The organism is Kitasatospora sp. NBC_00039 (assembly GCF_045160625.1).
In the GTDB taxonomy this organism is placed as follows: Bacteria; Actinomycetota; Actinomycetes; order Streptomycetales; family Streptomycetaceae; genus Kitasatospora.
On record NZ_CP108289.1, the window covers coordinates 5511064 to 5528552 of the forward strand.

Annotated in this window: 16 protein-coding genes; 10 read left to right on the forward strand and 6 right to left on the reverse strand. The window is 71.6% G+C overall.

Annotated elements, in window-relative coordinates; genetic code table 11:
* Nucleotides 1-136 precede the first annotated feature (136 nt).
* Complete coding sequence (locus OG286_RS24575; RefSeq protein ID WP_396321321.1) at nucleotides 137-1645, reverse strand: peptide MFS transporter; 1509 nt, start codon at nucleotides 1643-1645, stop codon at nucleotides 137-139.
* 329 nt (nucleotides 1646-1974) lie between these two features.
* Between OG286_RS24575 and OG286_RS24580 the strand changes: the two genes are divergently transcribed.
* Together OG286_RS24580 and OG286_RS24585 are read left to right on the forward strand one after the other, a co-directional pair.
* Nucleotides 1975-2649 (forward strand): response regulator transcription factor, encoded by a 675-nt coding sequence (locus tag OG286_RS24580; protein ID WP_030290974.1) that lies wholly within the window; start codon nucleotides 1975-1977, stop codon nucleotides 2647-2649.
* A 54-nt stretch (nucleotides 2650-2703) separates the two neighbouring features.
* On the forward strand, nucleotides 2704-3951 hold the full coding sequence (locus OG286_RS24585) for an ATP-binding protein (RefSeq protein ID WP_396321320.1): 1248 nt from the start codon (nucleotides 2704-2706) through the stop codon (nucleotides 3949-3951).
* A gap of 215 nt (nucleotides 3952-4166) precedes the next feature.
* Here the strand turns inward: OG286_RS24585 and OG286_RS24590 are convergent, their stop codons facing one another.
* On the reverse strand, nucleotides 4167-4859 hold the full coding sequence (locus OG286_RS24590) for an ester cyclase (RefSeq protein ID WP_396321319.1): 693 nt from the start codon (nucleotides 4857-4859) through the stop codon (nucleotides 4167-4169).
* 109 nt (nucleotides 4860-4968) lie between these two features.
* On the reverse strand, nucleotides 4969-5508 hold the full coding sequence (locus OG286_RS24595) for a GtrA family protein (protein WP_396321318.1): 540 nt from the start codon (nucleotides 5506-5508) through the stop codon (nucleotides 4969-4971).
* A 227-nt stretch (nucleotides 5509-5735) separates the two neighbouring features.
* Between OG286_RS24595 and OG286_RS24600 the strand changes: the two genes are divergently transcribed.
* The 4 genes from OG286_RS24600 to OG286_RS24615 all read left to right on the forward strand — a co-directional run bounded on the left by OG286_RS24600 (nucleotide 5736) and on the right by OG286_RS24615 (nucleotide 9269).
* A complete protein-coding gene (locus tag OG286_RS24600) occupies nucleotides 5736-6893 on the forward strand; it encodes a 5-(carboxyamino)imidazole ribonucleotide synthase (RefSeq protein WP_396321317.1) in 1158 nt (385 codons plus the stop codon).
* Nucleotides 6890-7459, forward strand: coding sequence for a 5-(carboxyamino)imidazole ribonucleotide mutase (purE, locus tag OG286_RS24605; protein ID WP_396321316.1), 570 nt, complete (start codon nucleotides 6890-6892; stop codon nucleotides 7457-7459). The genes OG286_RS24600 and purE overlap by 4 nt, the downstream gene beginning before the upstream one ends.
* 23 nt (nucleotides 7460-7482) lie before the next feature.
* Nucleotides 7483-8727 (forward strand): dipeptidase, encoded by a 1245-nt coding sequence (locus tag OG286_RS24610; protein ID WP_396321315.1) that lies wholly within the window; start codon nucleotides 7483-7485, stop codon nucleotides 8725-8727.
* Between the two features lie 116 nt (nucleotides 8728-8843).
* Nucleotides 8844-9269 (forward strand): CoA-binding protein, encoded by a 426-nt coding sequence (locus OG286_RS24615; protein ID WP_396321314.1) that lies wholly within the window; start codon nucleotides 8844-8846, stop codon nucleotides 9267-9269.
* Between the two features lie 33 nt (nucleotides 9270-9302).
* On the opposite strand, the gene OG286_RS24620 is transcribed toward OG286_RS24615, so the two are convergent.
* The gene (locus tag OG286_RS24620; protein WP_396321313.1) at nucleotides 9303-9992 is read right to left on the reverse strand and encodes a hypothetical protein; all 690 of its coding nucleotides are present in this window, start codon (nucleotides 9990-9992) and stop codon (nucleotides 9303-9305) included.
* Between the two features lie 136 nt (nucleotides 9993-10128).
* A complete protein-coding gene (locus tag OG286_RS24625) occupies nucleotides 10129-11466 on the reverse strand; it encodes a UDP-glucose dehydrogenase family protein (protein ID WP_396321312.1) in 1338 nt (445 codons plus the stop codon).
* 227 nt (nucleotides 11467-11693) lie between these two features.
* Between OG286_RS24625 and OG286_RS24630 the strand changes: the two genes are divergently transcribed.
* Entirely contained in the window at nucleotides 11694-12848 is a 1155-nt protein-coding gene (locus tag OG286_RS24630) for an LCP family protein (RefSeq protein WP_396321311.1), read from the forward strand.
* 93 nt (nucleotides 12849-12941) lie between these two features.
* Nucleotides 12942-14105: an acyl-CoA dehydrogenase family protein gene (locus tag OG286_RS24635; protein WP_405360059.1), complete on the forward strand. Its 1164-nt coding sequence runs from the start codon at nucleotides 12942-12944 to the stop codon at nucleotides 14103-14105.
* Between the two features lie 48 nt (nucleotides 14106-14153).
* On the opposite strand, the gene OG286_RS24640 is transcribed toward OG286_RS24635, so the two are convergent.
* Nucleotides 14154-15065: a LysR family transcriptional regulator gene (locus tag OG286_RS24640; RefSeq protein WP_396325810.1), complete on the reverse strand. Its 912-nt coding sequence runs from the start codon at nucleotides 15063-15065 to the stop codon at nucleotides 14154-14156.
* Between the two features lie 151 nt (nucleotides 15066-15216).
* On the opposite strand from OG286_RS24640, the gene OG286_RS24645 reads away from it, so the two are divergent.
* Both OG286_RS24645 and OG286_RS24650 read left to right on the forward strand, forming a co-directional pair.
* On the forward strand, nucleotides 15217-16080 hold the full coding sequence (locus OG286_RS24645; RefSeq protein WP_405360057.1) for an oxidoreductase: 864 nt from the start codon (nucleotides 15217-15219) through the stop codon (nucleotides 16078-16080).
* Nucleotides 16081-16251: 171 nt separating this feature from the next.
* On the forward strand, nucleotides 16252-17475 hold the full coding sequence (locus OG286_RS24650) for a beta-ketoacyl-[acyl-carrier-protein] synthase family protein (RefSeq protein ID WP_396325808.1): 1224 nt from the start codon (nucleotides 16252-16254) through the stop codon (nucleotides 17473-17475).
* Nucleotides 17476-17489 lie beyond the last annotated feature (14 nt).

Below are 17489 nucleotides of genomic sequence, written 5' to 3' on the forward strand. Positions count from 1 at the left end.
GGTGGACACGGCCGGGCGCGGGCGTGCCCGGACATACGGCCGGAGCCGCGGCCGGCCGGGTCGAACGCGGCCGGGGCCGGTGCGGATCTCAGGAATCCGCACCGGCCCCGGTGGCAGGTGTGCCGTCAGCGCGACGTCAGTGGACGTCGCCCATCAGCCGGACGACCTTCTTGCGGTACATCCACAGCGCCACGCCGGCGAGGATCGCCATCACGCCCTGGACCGCGAAGTACCCGGTGGAGCCGACCACCTTGTCGCCGAGGACCAGCTGGAAGATGGCCGCGACACAGTCACCCGCGGTGACCGCGAGGAACCAGACACCCATCATCTGGCTGGCGTACTTCGTCGGGGCCAGCTTGGTGGTGACGGAGAGGCCGACCGGCGAGAGGGTCAGCTCACCGACGGTCTGGACCAGGTAGACCATGGCCAGCCAGAGCGGGGTGACCTTGGTGCCGCCCGTGGCGGCGGCCATCGCCAGCATCATGACGAGGAAGGAGCCGCCGATCATCAGCAGACCGAAGGCGAACTTCACGGTGGTGCTGGGGTTCTTGGCCTTGCGGGCCAGGGCCACCCAGAGCCAGGCGAAGACCGGGGCCAGCGCCATGATGTAGAGCGGGTTCAGCGACTGGAACCAGGTCGACGGGAAGTTGAAGCCGAACAGCGTGGACGAGGTGTTCTCGTCCGCGAAGATGCTCAGCGTCGAGCCGGACTGGTCGTAGATCATCCAGAAGACGGCGGCGGCGACGAAGAACCAGATGTAGCCGCTCATCCGGGACTGCTCGGTCTCGTCGAGGTCCTTGTCGCGCTTCACCTTGGCGAAGACGAAGACCGGGATCGCGATGCCCGCGATCGACAGCGGCCAGATCGCCCAGTTGATGGTGAAGTGACCGGTCAGCGCGACGACCGCGTAGAAGACCACGGCAACGGCCAGCCAGAGGCCGGCCTTCTTGAAGATCGCGCTCTTCTCGGCCGCCGAGATCGGCGAGGTCACCACGTCGCTCTTGGCGCTCAGGTGGCGGGTGCCGAGCAGGAACTGGATCAGGCCGAGCGCCATGCCGATGCCGGCCAGGGCGAAGCCGAGGTGCCAGTTGACGCTCTGGCCGACGGTGCCGATGACCAGCGGAGCGGCGAAGGCACCGAGGTTGATGCCCATGTAGAAGATGGTGAAGCCACCGTCACGGCGCGGGTCGTTCGGCCCGTCGTAGAGGTGGCCGACCATCGTCGAGATGTTGGCCTTGAGAAGACCCGAGCCGACCGCGATGAACGCGAGGCCGACGAAGAACGACACGCTCGCCGGCACGGCCAGCAGGAAGTGGCCGATCATGATGATCGAGCCGCCGAGGGCGACGGTCTTGCGCGCGCCGAGGAAGCGGTCCGCGATCCAGCCGCCCGGCAGGGCGAGCAGGTAGACCATTGCCGTGTACACGCTGTAGACGGCGGCGGCGACGGCCGCCTTCATGCCGAGACCGCCCTCCGCGATGGAGGCCGTCATGTAGAGCACCAGCAGGGCACGCATGCCGTAGTAGCTGAAGCGCTCCCACATCTCGCTCATGAAGAGGGTGGCGAGGCCCCGGGGGTGCCCGAGGAAGGTCTTGCCGCTGGGAGAGGCCGACTGAACGCCGGGCTCCAGGGTCGTAGACGCCATGTGTAGTGGTTCCTTGCCTGACAGCGTCCGCCTAGGGGGGTGGCGGCGGACGTGGACCAAACCACTGTACGTGGCGACATTTGGCGCCATCAGCTGACAAAACACGCTAATCAGGTATGCCAATGGTAAAGCTCGCGACAGGCTAACTCGGCCGATCCATGGTTCCGCCGAGAGAATTCCTTCGGTTTGAAGCCCGAGGAGCAGAATCTTCGCCGAACAGGCGGTCCGGACATGTCCGTTGAGCGGTGATCACCCCCCGTATAACGATCACGCTCTGTGAACTAGTTCACAGGGGAAACGGCCATACCCCGGCGGACTACCATCACCACATGACCTGTGTGCTGCTCGCCGAGGACGATCCGGCGATCTCCGAACCGCTCGCCCGGGCCCTGCGACGCGAGGGCTATGAGGTGCTCGTCCGCGAGGACGGTCCGACCGCACTGGCCGCCGGACTCACCGAGGAGGTCGATCTCGTCGTCCTCGACCTCGGCCTGCCGGAGATGGACGGCCTCGAGGTCTGCCGCCGCCTGCGCGCCGACGGCAAGAGCTGCCCCGTCCTGGTGCTCACCGCCCGCGCCGACGAGGTGGACACCGTGGTCGGCCTGGACGCCGGAGCCGACGACTACGTCACCAAGCCCTTCCGCCTCGCCGAACTGCTGGCCCGCGTCCGCGCCCTGCTCCGGCGCGGCAACGTCGACCAGCTCACCACGGGCGCGCACGGGGTGAAGATCGACATCGAGTCGCACCGCGCCTGGCTCGGCGAGGAGGAGCTCACCCTCTCCGCCAAGGAGTTCGAGCTGCTGCGGGTGCTGGTCCGGGACGCCGGCCGGGTGGTCACCCGCGAGGAGATCATGCGCCAGGTCTGGGACACCACCTGGTGGACCTCCACCAAGACGCTGGACATGCACATCTCCTGGCTGCGCAAGAAGCTCGGCGACGACGCGGCCAACCCCCGCTACATCGCCACCGTGCGCGGGGTGGGCTTCCGCTTCGAGAAGAATTAGCCGCGAAACGATCCAGCCCCCGCGGGGGTACGTACCACCACGGGGAGCGGCAGCGTGAAACGCCGGATGATCAACTCGCTGCTGGGCGTCGTCCTGGTGGTGGTCGCGGTGTTCTGCGTCCCGCTCGCCCTGGTCGAGAAGCGCACCATCGTCAACTCGGCCCAGGACCGGGTGGACGCCGCCGCCGTCCGGGTCCTGGCCCTGGTGGAGAACCGGCTCGCCGCGGGCGAGCCGGTCACCGGCGACAAGTTCGCCAACCAGGTCACCGACGGCCAGTACGTCGAGGTGGACATCCCCGGCAAGGAGCCCGTCTCCAGTGGCGAGCGCCCGGCCGGGAACCACCTGTTGAAGGCGGTGGAGCAGGGCGCCAGCGGCGAGACCGTCACCGTCGAGCAGTCCCGGGAGGCGGTCGACCACGAGATCGCCAACATGCTGCTGCTGCTCGGCGTCGTCGCCCTGCTCGCCGTCCAGGCCGCCGTCGCCCTCGCCGTCTGGCAGGCCAAACGGCTCGCCCGCCCGCTCACCGACCTCGCCGAGACCGCCGAACGGCTCGGCTCCGGCGACCCCCGCCCGCGCGACCGCCGCTACGGGGTGCCCGAGCTCGACCGCGTCGCCGAGGTGCTGGACGTCAGCGCCGAACGTATCGCCCGGATGCTCACCGCCGAACGCCGGCTCGCCGCCGACGCCTCCCACCAGCTGCGCACCCCGCTCACCGCGCTCTCCATGCGGCTGGAGGAGATCACCGCGCTCGCCGAGGAGCCGGAGACCGTCAAGGAGGAGGCGACCATCGCCCTCCAGCAGGTCGAGCGGCTCACCGACGTCGTCCAGCGGCTGCTCACCACCCAGCGCGACCCGCGCAGCCCCACCGCCGTCGCCTTCGACCTGGACGACGTGGTCAAGCAGCAGGTCGAGGAGTGGGGCCCGTCGCTGCGCGGCACCGGACGGGTGCTCCAGCTGGAGGGGCTGCGCGGGGTCACCGCGGTCGGCACCCCGGGCACCGTGGCCCAGGTGCTGGCCACCCTGATCGAGAACTCGCTGATGCACGGCGCCGGGATGATCACCCTGCGGGTGCGGCCGTCCGGGACGTCGGTGGTGGTAGAGGTGCAGGACCAGGGCGCCGGGGTCCCGCCGGAGCTCGGCAACCGGGTCTTCGAGCGCGCGGTCAGCGGCCGCAACTCGACCGGCATCGGCCTGGCCGTCGCCCGCGACCTGGCGGAGGCGGACGGCGGGCGGCTCGAACTGCTCTCGCTCCAGCCGCCGGTGTTCGCGCTCTTCCTGGGGCGGAGCCGCAGGGACGACTAGGGGGGTCTGGGGCGGAGCCGCAGGGAGGACCAGGGGGGTCTGGGGCGGGGCCGCAGGGACGACCAGGGGGGTCTGGGGCGGAGCCGCAGGGACGACCAGGGGGTCTGGGGCGGAGCCGCAGGGACGACCAGAGGGGCCGGGGGTGCCGCCCCAAGCGCGACCGGCGGCTCTTGGGGCGGAGCCGCAGGGCCCACCGGCCCGGCGCGAGCGGTGGATCAGCTGGGCATCATCCCCAGCTGGCGCATCAGGCCCATGACGTCCCACTGCCACCAGCCTTCCGCGATCATTCCGTCCGCGAAGCGGAAGGTCGTCGTGCCGCGTCCGACGACCGACTTGCCGGTGGACGGTACGCCCATGAAGTCGGCCTTCTGCGTGGCGTGCCACGTCCACCGGGTGGCGACCTCGTCGCCCTCGGCGATCTGGCTCTCGATGGCGAAGGTGAAGTCGAAGGCTCCGACGTAGCCGGCGCAGCGCTCCTTGAACGCCGCCGGGCCGACCGCGTCCCCCTCACTGGCGTAGTCGTGGTCGCGGTAGTCGGCGGCCATGCACTCGTCGATCATGCCGAGGTTGCCCTTGGCGATTTCGTCCAGGAGCCGGGTCGCGGTGTCCTTGTTGAACTGTTCGTCGCGGACCACGTCGAGGTCGGTGAAGGTCGGCGGCTCGTCGCAGAGCGCCACCATCTCCCGGAATATCCGGTCGGTCTCGGGCAGGTGGGAGTTCTTCATGGCCTCCTCGTACGAGGCGAACTCCACGATCTCCACGACGTGTTTGGTGTCGGAGCGGTCCGTGGCGACCACCGCGTGGCCGGCCGTCCGCCTGCCCTTGGTCTGCTCGGCCCAGCTGTCCATGAGCCGGTTGAGGTCGTCCAACTTGTCGGTCTTGCAGTCGATGATCTGGACGAACGCCATGGCGAGCCTCCTGGGTACCCCCCGGGCCTCGATCGTTCGCCGGCCGTGCTCGCCCTCGGTCACCACTGTCCTCTTGCGGAGGCGGGCGCGGCAAGTGGGACGGGGAGGCCTACTCGGCCTTGGCGTACCGGATCTCCCGGGCGGCCAGCATCAGCTCGGCCTGCGCCGCCAGCTCGCTGCCGGGCTCCTCCGCGGTCTCCGGCTCGGGGGTCGCGGTGAACACCCAGGTCCGGTACGAGATGAAGCGGAACACCGTGGCCACCGCGAGGCCGACCACCTTGGCGCCCAGCTGCTCGTAGTTCGAGCCGAGGCCCAGCACGTACCTCGAGAAGCCGAGCACGCCGGTCTCGATCAGCATGCCGATGCCGCTGTAGACCAGGAAGAGCGTGATCTCCCGCTTGCGGGAGGCGGCGTCGCGGTCCCGGTACAGCCAGTAGCGGTAGCCGAGGTAGTTGGTCGCGATCGCGATGACCGTCGCCACGATGTTCGACCGCACCGAGGCGAGGCCCAGCCCGTTGATGCAGATCCAGAAGAGGGCGAAGTTGACCACCACGCCGCTCAGGCCGACGATGCCGAACTTCACGACTTCGCCCTTGAGCCCACGCAGTTTCTGCGCCAGCGAGGGGTTCGACGCTTCGGTCGTCGCCATACCGGGCTGCCTCCATGTACCAGCGGAAGAGGGGCCCGGAGCGGATGCTCGGTCGGCCCTTGAGCCCTGCGTGCACGCACATGATCGGACCACGCGTACCAGGACCTAGCGGCCCAGGCTACCCGCTTCCGCCGTTCGGCTCAGCCCCGAGGGTCCCGTGCATTCTGGGACGCCCCCGGGGGCGGAGCGGTTCCACGGGCTCCCACCGGCCCGGATATCCTGGCGGGGTGACTTTCCCGGGCAATGCGAATTTTCCAGTGGTGGGCATGATCGGCGGCGGGCAGTTGGCCCGCATGGCACACCAGGCGGGCATCCCGCTCGGGGTCAGGTTCAAACTCCTCGCCGACACGCCCCAGGACTCCGCCGCGCAGGTGGTCTCCGATGTCGTTCTCGGTGACTACCGCGACCTCGACACGCTGCGCCGCTTCGCGGCCGGCTGTGACGTGATCACCTTCGACCACGAGCACGTGCCGACCGAGCACCTGCGGGCCCTGCAGGCCGACGGCGTCGCCGTCCGGCCGGGCCCGGAGGCGCTGGTCAACGCCCAGGACAAGGGCGTGATGCGGGCCAGGCTCGACTCCATCGGCGTGCCCTGCCCCCGTCACCGGATCGTCGCCGACCCGGCCGACGTCACCGCCTTCGCGCAGGAGGGCGCCGGCTACCCGGTCGTGCTGAAGACCGTCCGCGGCGGCTACGACGGCAAGGGCGTCTGGGTCGTCGGCGACGAGCGGGAGGCGCACGCGCCGTTCCTGGCCGGCGTCCCGGTGCTGGCCGAGGAGAAGGTCGACTTCGTCCGCGAGCTGGCCGCCAACGTGGTCCGCTCGCCCAGCGGCCAGGCCGTCGCCTACCCGGTGGTGGAGAGCCTCCAGGAGAACGGAGTCTGCGCCGAGGTCACCGCCCCGGCGCCGGACCTCGACCCGGCCCTGTCCGACGAGGCCCAGCAGCTGGCCCTGCGGATCGCCGGCGAGCTGGACATCACCGGCCACCTCGCGGTCGAGCTGTTCCAGGCCCGGGACGGCCGGATCCTGGTCAACGAGCTGGCCATGCGCCCCCACAACTCCGGGCACTGGACCCAGGACGGCGCCGTCACCTCGCAGTTCGAGAACCACCTGCGGGCCGTGCTGGACCTGCCGCTCGGCGACCCCCGGCCGCGCGCCAAGTGGACCGTCATGGTCAACGTCCTCGGCGGCGACTACCCGGACATGTACCACGCCTTCCTGCACTGCATGGCCCGCGACCCGGGCCTGAAGATCCACATGTACGGGAAGGACGTGAAGCCCGGCCGCAAGGTCGGCCACGTCAACGTCTTCGGGGACGACCTCGACGACGTCCGCGAGCGCGCCCGCCACGCGGCCGCCTACCTGCGAGGAACGATCACCGAATGACCCACCCGTCGCCCGGCCAGCACCCCCACTCGAGCGCTGACGCGCGCACCCCCCTCGTCGGCATCGTGATGGGCTCGGACTCCGACTGGCCCGTGATGGAGGCCGCCGCCCAGGCCCTCGACGAGTTCGAGATCCCCTACGAGGTGGACGTCGTCTCCGCACACCGGATGCCGCGCGAGATGGTCGCGTACGGCGAGAACGCCCACACCCGCGGGCTGAAGGCGATCATCGCCGGCGCCGGCGGCGCGGCCCACCTGCCGGGCATGCTCGCCTCGGTCACCCCGCTGCCGGTCATCGGCGTGCCGGTGCCGCTGCGCTACCTGGACGGCATGGACAGCCTGCTGTCGATCGTCCAGATGCCGGCCGGCGTGCCGGTGGCCACCGTCTCGGTGGCGGGCGCGCGCAACGCGGGCCTGCTGGCGGTGCGGATGCTGGCCGCGTTCGACCCGGAGCTGACCGAGCGGATGACCGACTTCCAGGCCGAGCTGAACAGCCAGGCCACCGAGAAGGGGAAGAAGCTGCGGGCCAAGGTGGCGGGTTCCTCCTCCTTCGGCTTTGGAAAGTAGTCAAATCAGATACAACAGCTCGTATGACATCTGAGCTGTTGGACTCCTCCACCCCGTCGGACTCCACCGCCCTGCTGGAGCGTGCCCGAGCCGTCCTCCGCGACACCCCCGTGGTGGACGGGCACAACGACCTCCCCTGGGCGATGCGCGAGCAGGCCGGATACGACCTCGACGCGGTCGACCTGGCCGCCGACCAGCGCGACCGCCTGCACACCGACCTCGCCCGCCTCACCGCGGGCGGGGTCGGCGCCCAGTTCTGGTCCGTCTACGTCCCCTCCCGGCTGGCCGGCGACCACGCGGTCAGCGCCACCCTGGAGCAGATCGACTTCGTCCGGGCCCTCGCCGCGCGCTTCCCCGACCGGCTCCGGCTCGCCACCACCGCCGCGGACATGGAGGCCGCCCGCGCCGAGGGCCGGATCGCCTCCCTGATGGGCGCCGAGGGCGGCCACTCCATCGACTGCTCGCTCGCCACCCTGCGCGCCCTGTACGCGCTCGGCGTCCGGTACCTGACGCTCACCCACAACGACAACACCCCGTGGGCCGACTCCGCCACCGACAAGCCCGCCGCCGGCGGACTGACCCGGTTCGGCGAGGAGGTCGTCCGGGAGATGAACCGGGTCGGCATGCTGGTCGACCTCTCGCACGTCTCCGCCGGCACCATGCGTGACGCGCTGCGGGTCAGCGAGGCGCCGGTGCTCTTCTCGCACTCCTCCGCGCGCGCCGTCTGCGACCACCTGCGCAACATCCCGGACGACGTGCTCGCCCAGCTGCCCGCCAACGGCGGCGTCGCGATGGCCACCTTCGTGCCCAAGTTCATCCTGCCGGCCGCCATCGGGTGGACCGCCGCCGCCGACGAGAACATGCGCGCCCACGGCTTCGACCACCTCGACACCACCCCGGCCGCCATGGCCTGCCAGCGCGCCTTCGAGGAGGCCAACCCGCGCCCGGTCGCCACCCCCGCCACCGTGGCCGACCACCTGGACCACATGCGCGAGGTGGCCGGCATCGACCACATCGGCATCGGCGGCGACTTCGACGGCACCGCGTTCCTCCCCGACGGGCTGGACGACGTGGCCGGCTACCCCAACCTGATCGCCGAACTGCTCCGCCGTGGCTGGTCGGAGACGGACCTCGGGAAGCTCACCTGGCACAACGCCGTGCGCGTGCTGCGCGACGCCGAGGCCGTCGCGCGCGACCTCCGGTCCACCCGCGGCCCGTCCATCGCCACCATCGCGCAGCTGGACGGCGCCGAGCCGCGGGAGTCCTGACCCGGTCGCGGGATCCGGACGGCCGGGCGCGCCGGCCTGCGCCGCCGTCGGCCGGGAATGGCCGGGGCCGCGGTGGCGCTGGGTCGGGTGGGTTCTCGGCTGCGAGGAGGCAGGACATGTACGGCGACCCGGAGACGGTCCGGAAGATCCTTACCGAGCTCGGTGACACCTGGGCCGTCGTGGGCCTCTCGTCCAACCGGCGGCGGGCGGCCCACGGCGTCGCCGAGGTGCTGCAGCGCTTCGGCAAGCGGATCGTGCCCGTGCACCCGAAGGCGGAGACCGTGCACGGCGAGAAGGGTTACGCCTCCCTCGCGGACATCCCGTTCGAGGTCGACGTGGTGGACGTCTTCGTCCGGCCGGACCTCGCCGGCGGGGTCGCGGACGAGGCGGCCGCGATCGGGGCCGCGGCCGTCTGGTTCCAGCTCGGCGTGGTCGACGAGACCGCCTACGAGCGGACGCGGGCCGCGGGGCTCTCGATGGTGATGGACAAGTGCCCCGCCATCGAGATCCCGCGCCTCGGCCTGGCCGGCCGGTTCGGTTAAGGACCGTCCGGGACGGCCCCGGGGCCGGTCGGGTCAGCGCGGTGGTCCGGGCGGCGGGGAGGAGGGCGGCGGGGGAGGTGCCCGGTCATGGTCCGAACCGGTCCAGTTCGGGACGGGGCCTCTTCGCTGCGCGGGGCCTTCAGGGGGGATCCGGGGAACGGCGTGCCCGGGTGAGAGCCCCAGGGCGAGTCGCCACAGGATGCCGAGCGTCACGAGCCCGGCCACCAGGAAGAACGCGGCCAGGACGATCCTGGTGGCCCAGTCGTCCGAGGTCACCAGGGAGGCCGAGGTGAACTCGCAGGTGAGCGCCAGCGCGACGTAGAAGAGCAGTCGCACCATCGATCCGGCGAAGGAGTGCAGGGGATAGAGGAGGAGGACCAGCCTGGTCCTCTTCCAGAACGGGGTCTGTTCGCCCTGCGGCGCCTCGGTTTCCGGTGTCTGCAGGGCCCGGAGCTGGTCCTCCAGGTAGCCGGCCGCCCAGGCCCGTGCCGGGGCGGCGTCCACCCCCGGGGCGATGGCCGTGTAGGTGCTGAACCACTGGCCGAGGAAGCCGAGGTAGGCCTGCGCCTCCTCCAGCTGCTGCCGCCGCCTGGTCGCGGCGCTCCGTCGGGCACGCCAGTCGCGTAACCAGAGCCCCGCGGCGCCGAGGAGCGCGGCCACGGTGGCCGGGAGCGCCGACGTCACCACGTCGTGGACGACGCCCGACGCGTCCGCTGCGGCCATGCCCTCACCTCATCCGGCCCGCTCCGGCGACGGGGGAAGCCGATGCCCTGTCCGTCGAGCATGCGGCGGACCGGGCGGCGGTGCCAACGAGGATGAGCCATCCGGCCGCCCCCGCGATCGGCGGCGGGGGCTCCCGTCAGCTGGGGCGGCCGAGCGCGCGGTACGTCCAGCCGGCCTCGCGCCAGGCGTCGGCGTCGAGGACGTTGCGGCCGTCCAGCAGGCGGCGCTCGGCGACCACCGCGCCCAGCTCGGCCGGGTCGAGGGCGCGGAACTCCTGCCACTCGGTGAGGTGCAGCACCACGTGCGCGCCCTCGGCGGCCTCCAGCGGGGAGTCGGCGTAGGCCAGGCCGGGGAACATCTTGCGGGCGTTGTCCATCGCCTTCGGGTCGTACACCGTGACCTGGGCGCCCTGGAGCTGGATCTGGGCGGCGACGTTGAGCGCGGGCGAGTCCCGGATGTCGTCCGAGTTCGGCTTGAAGGCGGCGCCGAGGACGGCGACCCGGCGGCCGAGGAAGCCGCCGCCGCACTGTTCGCGGGCCAGCTCCACCATCCGTGAGCGGCGGCGCATGTTGATCGAGTCGACCTCGCGCAGGAAGGTCAGCGCCTGGTCGGCGCCCAGCTCGCCGGCCCGGGCCATGAACGCGCGGATGTCCTTGGGCAGGCAGCCGCCGCCGAAGCCGAGGCCGGAGTTGAGGAACTTGCCGCCGATCCGCTCGTCGTAGGAGAGCGCGGTGCTCAGCTGGGTCACGTCGGCGCCGGCCGCCTCGCAGACCTCCGCCATGGCGTTGATGAAGGAGATCTTGGTGGCCAGGAAGGAGTTGGCGGCGGCCTTGACCAGCTCGGCGGTCGCGTAGTCGGTGACCACGAACGGCACTCCGGCCGCGATCGGGTCCGCGTACACCTCGCGCAGCAGCTGCTCGGCGCGCTCGCTGCGGGTGCCGACCACGATCCGGTCCGGGCGCAGGGTGTCCTGGACGGCGAAGCCCTCGCGCAGGAACTCCGGGTTCCAGGCGAGTTCGGCGCCCTCGCCGACCGGTGCCAGCGAGGCCAGCCGCTCGGCCAGCCGACCCGCCGAGCCGACCGGGACGGTCGACTTGCCGACCACCAGCACCGGGCGGGTCAGGTGCGGGGCGAGCGCGTCGATCGCGGCGTCCACGTACGACATGTCGGCGGCGAACTCGCCCTTGCGCTGCGGGGTGTTGACGCAGACGAAGTGCACGTCGCCGAAGTCGGCGGCCTCCTGGGCGGAGGTGGTGAAGCGCAGCCGGCCGGTCGATCCCTCGTGGCCCGCCACGTGCTTGAGCAGCAGCTCGGACAGGCCCGGCTCGTACATCGGGACCCGGCCGGCGGTCAGCGTGGCGATCTTCTCCGGGTCGACGTCCAGCCCCAGCACCTCGAAGCCGAACTCCGCCATGGCGGCGGCGTGGGTGGCACCGAGATAGCCGGTGCCGATCACGGAGATGCGGAGGGCCACGGGTTCCCCTTATGTGGAATCTCGACCTGGGCGGGTGCGGGCGGACATGACGTGCGAGGACCGATGCTATCCGGCTGCACGAGTGCCGCCCAGGCCGTCCCGGCGGCACCGGGTTTTCGGCCGCGGGGGCGCGGTTTCCGGGCAGGGCACGGGGCCCGGCACGGACCGGGGGTGCGATCTCGGCGGAACCCCCGCGCCGGAGATGTGACCGGCGGCACAATGCGCGCATGGATCCGAAGCCCGAGCGCACGGACGAACCCGAGAACACCGACGAGACGGCCGGGCTCAGCCTCTTCGAGCCGCGCGAGGACGGCGGGGGAGCGCCCGGGCCCGACGCCGACCGCGAGCCGCCGGGCCGGCGCCGCCGCACCCGCCGCGTCCTGCTCTGGACCCTCTCCGTGCTGCTGGTGCTGGCCGGCGGCGCCGGCGGCGCGCTCTACTGGACGGCCGAGCACTACGCCTCGTCCGTCACCCGGATCCCGAACGCCTTCCCCACCGCGCCGGAGTCCGCCCAGCCGAGGCCCGTCCCGTCGAGCGGCCTCAACCTGCTGCTGGTCGGCCTGGATGCCCGCTCGGACGTCCCGACCACCGGCAGCAGGGCCGAGGCCCCGGCCTGGCAGGCGGGCGCGGCCCGCAGCGACACCATGATGCTGCTGCACCTCTCCGACGACCGCCGCAGCGCCTCGCTGGTCTCGCTGGCCCGCGACACCTGGGTCTCCGTCCCCGGCCACGGCCAGGCCAAGCTCAACGCCGCGTACTCCTGGGGCGGCCCGGCGCTGATGACCGAGACCGTGCAGGACCTCACCGGCATCCGGATCGACCACCTCGCCGTCATCGACTGGAACGGCTTCCGCGAGCTCACCGACGCCGTCGGCGGGGTGGACATCACCATCGCGCGCACCATCGAGGCGGCCGGCGAGGCCCGCGCCTGGGAGGCCGGCACTCATCACATGGACGGCGCGCAGGCGCTGCTCTACGTCCGCGAGCGCTACGGCCTGCCCGGCGGCGACCTCGACCGCACCAAGCGACAGCAGAACTTCCTGCGCGCGCTGATGCTGCGGATCATGGACTCGGGCACGCTGACCAGCCCGTCCAGGCTCGGCGGCCTGCTGCAGTCGGTCGGCGAGGTGGTCAGCGTGGACGACCGGCTCTCCAACGGCGACCTCTTCCGACTCGCCTGGAGCCTGCGCTCGCTGCGGCCGGACGACGTCCGCTTCATGAACGCGCCGTTCGGCGGCTTCGACACGCGGGAGGGCCAGAGCGTCGTCCTGCTGGCCGAGCGCCCGGCCGCCCAGCTCTGGGAGGCGATGCGCAACGACCGGATGCCGCAGTACTTCCAGGAGCACCGGGCCGGCGACACCCTGGGGGCGGACGTCGACTGAACCTAGGCAGCCGCAGGTCGGAGCCCTAGGATCTGTCTACTGAACGGTAGTTAACTCACTTCACTCCTTCATCACACGAACGAGGCGGGAATCATGGCGGGCAGCGCAGGGGCGGACTTCGATCTCTTCCGGATCTCCGAGGAGCACGAGATGCTCCGTGAGGCGGTGCGTTCGCTGGCCGAGGCGAAGATCGCTCCGTTCGCGGCGGAGGTGGACGAGCTGGGGCGGTTCCCGCAGGAGGCGTTGGAGGCGTTGCAGGGCAGTGACCTGCATGCGGTGCACGTGCCGGAGGAGTTCGGTGGTGCGGGGGCGGATGCTCTGGCGACGGTGATCGTGATCGAGGAGGTGGCGCGGGTGTGCGCCTCGTCGTCGTTGATCCCGGCGGTGAACAAGCTGGGTTCGCTGCCGGTGCAGTTGTCGGGGTCGCAGGAGTTGAAGGCGAAGTACCTGGGGGCGTTGGCCCGGGGTGAGGGGATGTTCTCGTACTGCCTGTCGGAGCCGGATGCGGGTTCGGACGCGGCGGGGATGAAGACCCGGGCGGTGCGGGACGGGGACTTCTGGGTGTTGAACGGTGTGAAGCGGTGGATCACCAACGCGGGTGTGTCGGAGTTCTACACGGTGATGGCGGTGACGGATCCGGAGAAGCGTTCGAAGGGGATCTCGGCGTTCGTGGTGGAGAAGGGCGATGCGGGGGTGTCGTTCGGTGCGCCGGAGAAGAAGCTGGGGATCAAGGGGTCTCCGACGCGTGAGGTGTACTTCGACGATGTGCGGATTCCGGCGGACCGGATGATCGGTGCGGAGGGTACGGGGTTCGCGACGGCGATGAAGACGCTGGACCACACGCGGGTGACGATCGCGGCGCAGGCGTTGGGGATCGCGCAGGGGGCGTTGGACTACGCGAAGGGCTATGTGCGTGAGCGTAAGCAGTTCGGGAAGCCGATCGGTGATTTCCAGGGTGTGCAGTTCATGTTGGCGGACATGGCGATGAAGCTGGAGGCGGCGCGGCAGTTGACGTATGCGGCGGCGGCGCGGTCGCAGCGGACGGATGCGGATCTGACGTTCTTCGGGGCGGCGGCGAAGTGTTTCGCGTCGGACGCGGCGATGGAGATCACGACGGATGCGGTGCAGTTGCTGGGTGGGTACGGGTACACGCGGGACTACCCGTTGGAGCGGATGATGCGGGACGCGAAGATCACGCAGATCTACGAGGGCACCAACCAGATCCAGCGCATCGTCATGGCCCGCAACCTGCCGTAACCCGGCCGCTGTCGGACGCTGCGCTGCGTCATGGGTTTCGGCCCCCGGTCACTTCGACCCGCCGGGGGCCGGTTCCCTCAGCGGGCCGGTCAGTTCGCGGACCACGGCGGCGAATCCGTGCACCAGCGGGTTGTCCGCGCCCTCCGGCCAGGCGAGGGCGACCCGCAGCGGCTCGACGTCGGTGAGCGGGACCCAGACGAGGTCCGGGCGGGCGTAGTAACGGGCCAGGCCCGCCGGGGCGAAGCAGATGGCGGCGCCCTCGGCGACCTGTTCCAGCATCTCCTCGACGTTGTCGTTGGTCGGCCCCCAGCGCGGCGCCGAGCCGTCCGGGCGCGGGTTGACCGCCCACCAGTCGACCCAGGCGCGGGGTGCGCGCTCGGTCCACATCAGCGGCTCGTCGTTGACCTCCAGGACGGAGATGCCCGCGCGCCCGGCCAGCCGGTGGCCGGCGGGCAGCCCGACGACCCGCGGCTCGGTGTGGACGATCTCCGCGTGCAGCCCGGTGAGGTCGGCCGGCAGCCAGACGAAGGCGACGTCCACCCGGCCGTCGCGCAGCCCGTCGGCCTCCTGGCCCCAGTCGAACCGCTTCGGCTCGACCCGTACGCCCGCGTGCCGGCGCGCGAACTCGGCGCGCGCCCGGGTCGTCAACTCGCCCGCACCGCTGGCCTCGAAGCCCACCCGCAGCACCCCGCTCGCCGCCCGCCGGTGCCGCTCGGCGGCAGCCGTGATCTGCTCCGCCTGGGCGACCGTGCGGCGGGCCTCGACGACCACGTCGAGCCCGGCCGCGGTGGCGGTGACCCCACCGGAGTGGCGGTCGAAGAGGCGGACTCCGAATTCGGTCTCCAGGTTCCGCAGGGCGTAGGAGAGGGCGGGCTGGCTCACGTACAGACGGGCGGCGGCCCGGCCGAGGTTGCCCTCGTCGGCGATCGCGATCAGATAGTGCAGCTGGCGCAGCTCCATCCGGTGATCATAAGGATGGTGATCACGCGGTGGGCCATAAAGCATCCTTATCGAGCGACCAGGCATCTGTCTTGGACGCTGGCCGGGCCCGGCTGACATAACTGAGTGCGTCAACTAGCAAGTCTTCCAACGGCTTACGGAGGCACTCCGGATGACCAGCACCACCCCTGAGAAGAACGCGGCCGGCCGGGTCTGGCTGATCACCGGCGCCAACTCCGGCTTCGGCCAGGCGATCGCCGAGGCCGCGCTGGCCGCCGGCGACACCGTGGTGGCTGCCGCCCGCCGCCCCGAGACGCTGGACACCCTGGCCGCCGCCCACCCCGACCGGGTCGTCCCGGTCCGGCTGGACGTCACCGACGCGGCCGGGATCGCCTCCGTGGTGGCGGACACCCTGCTCTGGTACGGGCGGATCGATGTCCTGGTGAACAACGCCGGGCGCGGGCTGATCGGCGCCGTCGAGGAGTACACCGACCGCGAGCTGCGGGACTTGATGGAGCTGCACTTCTTCGGCCCGGCCGCGCTCACCCGCGCCGTCCTGCCGCACATGCGGGCCCAGGGCTCCGGTGCCGTCGTCCAGATGAGCAGCATGGGCGGCCGTTTCTCGTTCCCCGGCGTGGGCGCCTACTCGGCCACCAAGTTCGCGCTGGAGGGCCTCTCCGAGGCACTGGCGCAGGAGGTCGCCCAGTTCGGCGTCAAGGTGCTGATCGTCGAGCCCGGTTCCTTCCGCACCTCCTTCGCCGGTCCCGGCGCGCTCGCCCAGGCCGCCGCCATCCCCGCGTACGACTCGGTGGTCGGTCCGGTGCGCGCGGCCCTGCCGGAGAGCGACGGCAAGCAGCCCGGCGACCCGGCCAGGGCGGCCGCCGCGATCCTGTCCGCGCTGGACGCCGAGCGGACCCCGCTGCGGCTGGCGCTCGGGAACGACGCCGTCGACGCCGTCCTCGGTAACCTCCAGGCCGCCGAGAAGGAGCTCAGGGACTGGGAGCCGGTCGGCCGGGGCACCGACTTCCAGGCCTGATCACATGGAGAAACCCCACAACATCTTCGTGGTCGAATCGGTTCCCCTGCACACCTGATCGATCATCACCTCCCTGGCAAGGTGGCAGATGAGGCGTTGCTCCCCGCGTCGACCCGACGCGGGGAGTTGTGCCTCTCTCACAATCTCCACAACAGTCAGGGGGTTCGTTCGATGAGTGTCGACAACAACGGTGTGCTGGTCACCGGGCTCGGCGCGACGACGCCGCTCGGCGGGGACGTCGCCTCGACCTGGGCCGGTCTGCTGGCCGGCGACTCGGGCATCCGCGCGATCGAGGAGGAGTGGGCCGACGGCCTGCCGGTCCGGATCGCCGGGCGGCTCAGGGTCGAGCCGTCCGAGGTGCTGGACCGGGTGCAGGCCCGGCGGATGGACCGCTGCGAGCAGGTGGCGCTGATCGCCGCCCGGCAGGCCTGGGCCGACGCGGGGGCACCCGGGGTGGACCCGGAACGCCTCGCCGTGGTGATCGGCACCGGTACCGGCGGGGCGCTCACCATGCTCGGCCAGGACGACGTGCTGGAGGCGTCCGGGGTGCGGAAGGTCTCCCCGCACACCGTGCCGATGCTGATGGCGAACGGCCCGGCCGCCTGGGTCTCCATCGACCTGGGCGCGCGGGCCGGCGCGCACACCCCGGTGAGCGCCTGCGCGTCCGGCGCCGAGGCGATCGCGATGGGCCTGGACCTGATCCGGCTCGGCCGGGCCGACGTGGTGGTGGCGGGTGGCGCCGAGGCATGCATCTGCCCGCTGCCGCTGGCCGGGTTCGCCCAGGCCAAGGCCCACTCGACCCGCAACGACGAGCCCGGGCGGGCGTCCCGTCCGTTCGACGTGGACCGGGACGGCTTCGTGATCGGCGAGGGCGCGGTGGTCGTCGTCCTGGAGCGGGCCGGGTTCGCCGCGGCCCGGTCCGCCCGCGCGCACGCCACCCTCGCGGGTGCGGCGGTCACCTCGGACGCGTACCACATCACGGGGGCCGCGGCCGAGGGGCAGGTCCGGGCGATGCGCCGGGCGGTGGCCGAGGCCGGGCTCGCCCCGCGCGACATAGGTCTCGTCCACGCCCATGCCACCTCGACCCCGCTGGGCGATCTGGTCGAGGCCGAGTCGGTCGCCGAGGCGATCGGCCTGCACCCGGCCGTCACGGCGACCAAGTCGATGACCGGCCACCTCTTCGGGGCCGCCGGTGCGGTCGGCGCGCTGACCGCCGTCCTCGCACTGCGCGACGGCGTCGTGCCGGCCACCCGGAACCTGGAGACCCTGGACCCGGCGGTCAAGCTGGACGTCGTGGCGGGCGCCCCGCGGCGCGGTGCGCTGACCGCCGCGCTCACCAACTCCTTCGGCTTCGGCGGCCACAACGCGTCCCTGGTCTTCACCCCGGCGCCCTGAGTGCCGGTGCCTCG

Bases quoted from the DNA above. Each gene is read 5' to 3' on its own strand.
- OG286_RS24575 (WP_396321321.1), bottom strand. From the start codon at position 1,645: ATGGCGTCTACGACCCTGGAGCCCGGCGTTCAGTCGGCCTCTCCCAGC.
- OG286_RS24580 (WP_030290974.1), top strand. From the start codon at position 1,975: ATGACCTGTGTGCTGCTCGCCGAGGACGATCCGGCGATCTCCGAACCG.
- OG286_RS24590 (WP_396321319.1), bottom strand. From the start codon at position 4,859: ATGGCGTTCGTCCAGATCATCGACTGCAAGACCGACAAGTTGGACGAC.
- OG286_RS24595 (WP_396321318.1), bottom strand. From the start codon at position 5,508: ATGGCGACGACCGAAGCGTCGAACCCCTCGCTGGCGCAGAAACTGCGT.
- purE (WP_396321316.1), top strand. From the start codon at position 6,890: ATGACCCACCCGTCGCCCGGCCAGCACCCCCACTCGAGCGCTGACGCG.
- OG286_RS24610 (WP_396321315.1), top strand. From the start codon at position 7,483: ATGACATCTGAGCTGTTGGACTCCTCCACCCCGTCGGACTCCACCGCC.
- OG286_RS24615 (WP_396321314.1), top strand. From the start codon at position 8,844: ATGTACGGCGACCCGGAGACGGTCCGGAAGATCCTTACCGAGCTCGGT.
- OG286_RS24620 (WP_396321313.1), bottom strand. From the start codon at position 9,992: ATGGCCGCAGCGGACGCGTCGGGCGTCGTCCACGACGTGGTGACGTCG.
- OG286_RS24630 (WP_396321311.1), top strand. From the start codon at position 11,694: ATGGATCCGAAGCCCGAGCGCACGGACGAACCCGAGAACACCGACGAG.
- OG286_RS24635 (WP_405360059.1), top strand. From the start codon at position 12,942: ATGGCGGGCAGCGCAGGGGCGGACTTCGATCTCTTCCGGATCTCCGAG.
- OG286_RS24640 (WP_396325810.1), bottom strand. From the start codon at position 15,065: ATGGAGCTGCGCCAGCTGCACTATCTGATCGCGATCGCCGACGAGGGC.
- OG286_RS24645 (WP_405360057.1), top strand. From the start codon at position 15,217: ATGACCAGCACCACCCCTGAGAAGAACGCGGCCGGCCGGGTCTGGCTG.
- OG286_RS24650 (WP_396325808.1), top strand. From the start codon at position 16,252: ATGAGTGTCGACAACAACGGTGTGCTGGTCACCGGGCTCGGCGCGACG.